Origin of the sequence: uncultured Veillonella sp., from assembly GCF_905209685.1 — a bacterium.
GTDB lineage: Bacteria > Bacillota > Negativicutes > Veillonellales > Veillonellaceae > Veillonella.
The window spans coordinates 1-4786 of sequence record NZ_CAJLUB010000130.1 but is presented as its reverse complement, the minus strand read 5'-3'; the positions used below and the strand labels follow the sequence as shown (position 1 = coordinate 4786).

4 protein-coding genes and 1 pseudogene are annotated in these 4786 nt (G+C 37.4%); 4 read left to right on the top strand and 1 reads right to left on the bottom strand.

The annotated features are described in order from the left end of the window. A pseudogene (locus QZ055_RS09455) lies at positions 1–173 on the top strand (ECF transporter S component); the annotation flags it as partial. Between the two features lie 168 nt (positions 174–341). On the opposite strand, the gene QZ055_RS08140 reads toward QZ055_RS09455, so the two are convergent. Then, positions 342–1667 carry an FAD-containing oxidoreductase gene (locus tag QZ055_RS08140; RefSeq protein WP_295825944.1) on the bottom strand — a complete coding sequence of 442 codons (1326 nt, stop codon included), beginning with the start codon at positions 1665–1667 and terminating at the stop codon, positions 342–344. A 161-nt stretch (positions 1668–1828) separates the two neighbouring features. Between QZ055_RS08140 and QZ055_RS08135 the strand changes: the two genes are divergently transcribed. The 3 genes from QZ055_RS08135 to ffh all read left to right on the top strand — a co-directional run bounded on the left by QZ055_RS08135 (position 1829) and on the right by ffh (position 4675). Further along, positions 1829–2869, top strand: coding sequence for an ankyrin repeat domain-containing protein (locus tag QZ055_RS08135; protein WP_295825941.1), 1041 nt, complete (start codon positions 1829–1831; stop codon positions 2867–2869). Positions 2870–2997: 128 nt separating this feature from the next. After that, positions 2998–3333 (top strand): YlxM family DNA-binding protein, encoded by a 336-nt coding sequence (gene ylxM, locus QZ055_RS08130; protein WP_060924915.1) that lies wholly within the window; start codon positions 2998–3000, stop codon positions 3331–3333. Continuing rightward, positions 3323–4675: a signal recognition particle protein gene (ffh, locus tag QZ055_RS08125; RefSeq protein WP_105094782.1), complete on the top strand. Its 1353-nt coding sequence runs from the start codon at positions 3323–3325 to the stop codon at positions 4673–4675. The genes ylxM and ffh overlap by 11 nt, the downstream gene beginning before the upstream one ends. The last annotated feature ends 111 nt before the right edge of the window (positions 4676–4786 follow it).

Below are 4786 nucleotides of genomic sequence, written 5' to 3'. Positions count from 1 at the left end.
TTTGGACTGCCTTTGGTTATTTCCTTGCATGGTGGTTTGTTCTTGAAAGTGCAGCTGTAGCAGCAAGTAAAATTCAATATTCTTTGATTACAAGTGCAGCAGGTATTGTGGTAGCCATCGTATTAACACCTAAATTGCAATCTGTAGTTCGTAGATTATTTACAAAGAACTAAATAGAGTAACTAATGATAAATTACTAAAAACTATATATTGCTAACTAATAACTAGTAATCTAAAATTGATCATTAGGCATAAATAAAAGAGTCACCCTTAACTTATGTATTCAAGTTAAGGGTGACTCTTTTATTTATTATATTAGATTATGTAGTTACTATTCTTACCTAGAAATTACAGAGATCATTTAAGTTTTCTGCCATGGTAGGATGTGTAAAGATTTGATTTTTGAAATATGTATACGGAATGTTGTTGTCCATAGCTACTTTAATTATGTTAATCAATTCTTCAGCACTTTGGGAATAGAGTGTAGCACCGAGGATTAAATTGCTTTCCGCATCTACCACAATTTTGAAAGCCCCTTTAAGGTTGTCGTTTACATGAGCTCTTGGCATGGTAGCTACGAGCATTTCTTTAGTTTTAACTGTATATCCTTTGTTGATAGCATCTTCTTCTGTAAGACCTACACGAGCCAGTGGAGGGGTTAAGAATGTTGTGTAAGGAATATTTTTGCGATCTTTTAATGTGTATTGGCCATTTCCTGTAAGTGCACCAAATACAATGCGGAAGTCATCGAGAGAAATATACGTAAATTGAGGACCACCGTTTACATCGCCTACTGCATATACGCCAGGAACAGAGCTTTCACACGTATCATTCACTACGATAGCACCGCGTTCATTAGTAGTAATATCCGTGTTTTCTAAACCAATATTTGTAGTATTCGGTCTGCGACCTGTAGCATAGAGAACAGCATCAAAGGTATAGTTTTCATTATTAGCAGTGATAACAGGCTTGTTGCCGTCATTAGATACAGAATTTAGTGTAACAGAGTTTAAAATAGTAATGCCTTGTTCCGCTAAGTATTCATTAGCTAATTCTTGAACGATAGGTTCTTCGTGTTTTAAAATGTTAGCCTCAATATTGAATACAGTAACCTTTGTACCTAGTTTAGCGTATAGGCTAGCAAATTCTAGGCCAATAGGACCGGCGCCAATAATACCTAATGTACTAGGTTGAGGGGATAAATGTTGAATTTCTGTACTATTATAGAAACCTGATGCGGTATCGATACCATCAATGTTAGGTTTAATGGCTACAGCCCCTGTATTGATGATAATTGTGTCACCAGATAAAACAATTTTATCTTCCCCAGCTGTAACGGCGATTTCTTTATTACTAATGAATTCGCCATGTCCAGTATATACATCGACATGTTCATTTGTATCTAACATACCGAAGTTTTTATTACGTAAACGAGATGTAACAACCTCTCGTTGGTTTAGTACTTGATCGTAAGATAAGCCTTTAGATGCGGCCACAATCATCGTCTTAGTAGGAATACATGCAATATTAATGCATGTGCCACCATACATGAGTGGATTTTCTTCAATCATGGCAACGGCTTTGCCCATAGAGCCAAATTTAGCAGCCAATGTTTTACCAGCTTTGCCGAAACCTAGGACGATAAGATCATAATGTTTGGTATTCATACAATACCTCCTATCTTTTATATTGAAAATATTAGATATATTTATTATAGCACATAAAATTGTATTGGGTAATAAAATAAGCTTTATATTTACAACTCCTAAATACTATAGGTATAATGAAAATAAGATGAAAATATGGCTGCGTGTGTATTGGAGGTATTATGAAGAGGATAGTTGGTTTAAGTATTATATTTGCTTTAAGTTCAACTTTAGTAATGGCAAATGTAACTGTACCGGAATTAGCTAATGCTATTCAAGTAGGTGATGAAAATAAAGTAACCCAATATTTAGCTGAAGGAGGAAATCCAAATGCAACATTAGTTCAGGGGCAAACTTTAGTTTTTGCGTCTGTGGGGGCTATGAATAATAAAGCCTTAAAACAATTAATAGATGCAGGCGCGGATGTTAATAAGGGTGGAAGTATAGGGGGTAGGCCTGCTATGTCACCTCTTATGTTAGCTGTAAGTGTATCAAATAATGAGGCTATTAAATTATTAGTTGATGCAGGTGGAGATGTAAATACTAAGTACATGGGAATTTCAGTTAGACAAATAGCCAAGAATTTGGGGAACCATGATGCTTTAGTCTTATTAACTCCTACAAATATAAAACCTGTCGATGCTGGAAGTACACATATCAATACAATAGATATCAATTCAAAAACAATACTGTCTCAGTTATCTCCAGCGGATCAAATAAAAGCAAAGCAAGATTCAAAAAGAGGTGAGCATCTATCCTATCCATTATATGAAAAAGGAAAAGGCTTCTTCACTGGATTAGCAGAAACAATGGTTTTCGGTGTTGAGAAAGGTAGAATTCGTCTAAATCTTATTACTCCATATAGTTTATATAGACATGGATATTACGAAGAAGAACAAACTTTTATTCCGTTTACAGATGAAGCAAAAACAGAGATTTTAGCAAATAAAGATAAAGTCTATATAGTGCCTTGGTCAGAGACCTATGGAGTAATCCCTAGTTACATTAAAAATTTAGTTATTCGAAAGAATGGGCAAATTTATCATGCGCAAGAAGTTTCACCTAATTATTTAATGAGCTTAGGTGTCTCGAGTACATATGCTTTCGATATCAATTTGTTTGATGGTGAACCAATGGAAATTATTGCGATTGATGCCTCCAATAATAAACAACTAGTTATGCCTATAGACCGTAAATTTTATGAAAAACGTGGATGGTATTAATCTATCTCAAAAGAATTTTAGAAAATAAAAGTATAAAAAGATGTGTTAAGTATTTTTACTTGACACATCTTTTTTTATACTGTACCATATGTAAAGTAATATGACTTGACAGTGATGGAGGTGGCGAAATGGAAGAACGAGTGCTTATAAGTTTGCTCTTGGATTTCTATGGGCCATTATTGACGGACAAGCAACGCATGTCCTTACAACTTCATCACGAAGATGATATGTCCCTTGGCGAGATTGCTGAGGAATTAGGCGTATCACGACAGGCTGTACACGATAACTTACAGCGTGCTCGACACATTTTAAATGATTACGAATCAAAATTGCACTTGGTAGAACAATATGAACAACGTGAAGGTTTGCTTTCACAGTTGAAAGAAAACTTGCCTGAAGAGGTGTTAGCTGAAACCAAGGTACAAAAAGTATTGGCGCAAATGGAGGGATATTATGGCATTTGATAGCTTGTCAGAAAAACTGCAAGAAGCCTTTCAATCCTTGAAAGGGAAGGGCAAAATTACTGAAGATGATGTCAATCTTGCGTTGCGTCAAGTACGTACAGCACTATTAGAAGCGGACGTTAACTTTATGGTTGCGAAGGACTTTGTGAAGTCCATTAAGGAAAAGGCCCTCGGTGAAGAGGTATTCGGTTCTTTAAATCCAGCGCAAACGGTTATTAAAATCGTAAATGATGAGTTAACAGCCTTATTGGGTGGTACACAAAGTCGTATCATGATTTCTAGCAAGCCACCAACAATTATTATGCTTGTTGGTTTACAAGGTGCTGGTAAGACTACAACAGCTGGTAAATTGGCAGTATACCTTCGCAAACAAGGTAAACATCCAATGCTCGTAGCTGCCGACGTATATCGTCCAGCTGCGATTACTCAATTGCAAGTAGTAGGTAAGCAAATCGATATTCCTGTATTTGCTGATGAAACACCTGGCGCTAATCCAGTAGACATTGCGCGCCGCGCCGTAGAGCAAAGCACGCATATGTTGAAAGATGTTGTTATCATCGATACAGCGGGTCGCTTGGCTATTGACGAAGTTCTCATGGACGAGTTATCCAACATCAAAGCAGCTGTTCGACCTCATGAAATTTTACTCGTTGTAGACTCCATGATCGGTCAAGATGCGGTAACAACAGCACAAACCTTTAATGAAAAATTAGGCGTTGATGGTGTTATCCTTACTAAACTCGATGGTGATGCGCGCGGTGGTGCTGCATTATCCATCAAAGCTGTAACAGGTTTGCCAATCAAGTTCACTGGTGTGAGCGAAAAAATGGATGGTTTCGATGTCTTCTATCCAGACCGTATGGCTTCTCGTATTCTCGACTTAGGCGATTTCAAAACATTGATCGAAAATGTTCAAGGCGCTATCGATGAAGAAGAAGCTCGTGAAATGGCTAAGAAAATGGCGAAAAACAATTTCACCTTGGATGACTTCTTGAAACAGATGAATCAGGTGAGAAAGTTAGGGCCATTACAAAATATTATTGGTATGTTGCCAGGTATGGGTCAAATTAAGGATCAATTAAAAGACCTTGATTTGAATAGTAAAGAGGTGCGCCGCATTGAGGCCATCATTACATCCATGACGGCAGCAGAGCGAGAAAATCCAAGTATTCTTAATGGTTCTCGCCGCAAGCGTATTGCAATGGGGTCTGGTACGCAAGTACAAGACGTTAATCGCTTGTTAAAACAATTTGAAGAAGCGCGGAAGATGATGAAGCGCATGCAAGGTTTACGTGGCGGTAAGGGCGGCTTCCCAGGAATGCCTAAATTACCGTTTATGTAATACATGGGCAGGGGCGCTGAACCTGTCCACCTACATCAGTATAAGGAGGTGAATTTCACATGTTAAAAATTCGTTTGACTCGTTTAGGTGCTAAAAAAGCTCCTTTCTACC

Coding starts and splice junctions, on each gene's coding strand:
- ylxM (WP_060924915.1), top strand. CDS start 2,998: ATGGAAGAACGAGTGCTTATAAGTTTGCTCTTGGATTTCTATGGGCCA.
- QZ055_RS08140 (WP_295825944.1), bottom strand. CDS start 1,667: ATGAATACCAAACATTATGATCTTATCGTCCTAGGTTTCGGCAAAGCT.
- QZ055_RS08135 (WP_295825941.1), top strand. CDS start 1,829: ATGAAGAGGATAGTTGGTTTAAGTATTATATTTGCTTTAAGTTCAACT.
- ffh (WP_105094782.1), top strand. CDS start 3,323: ATGGCATTTGATAGCTTGTCAGAAAAACTGCAAGAAGCCTTTCAATCC.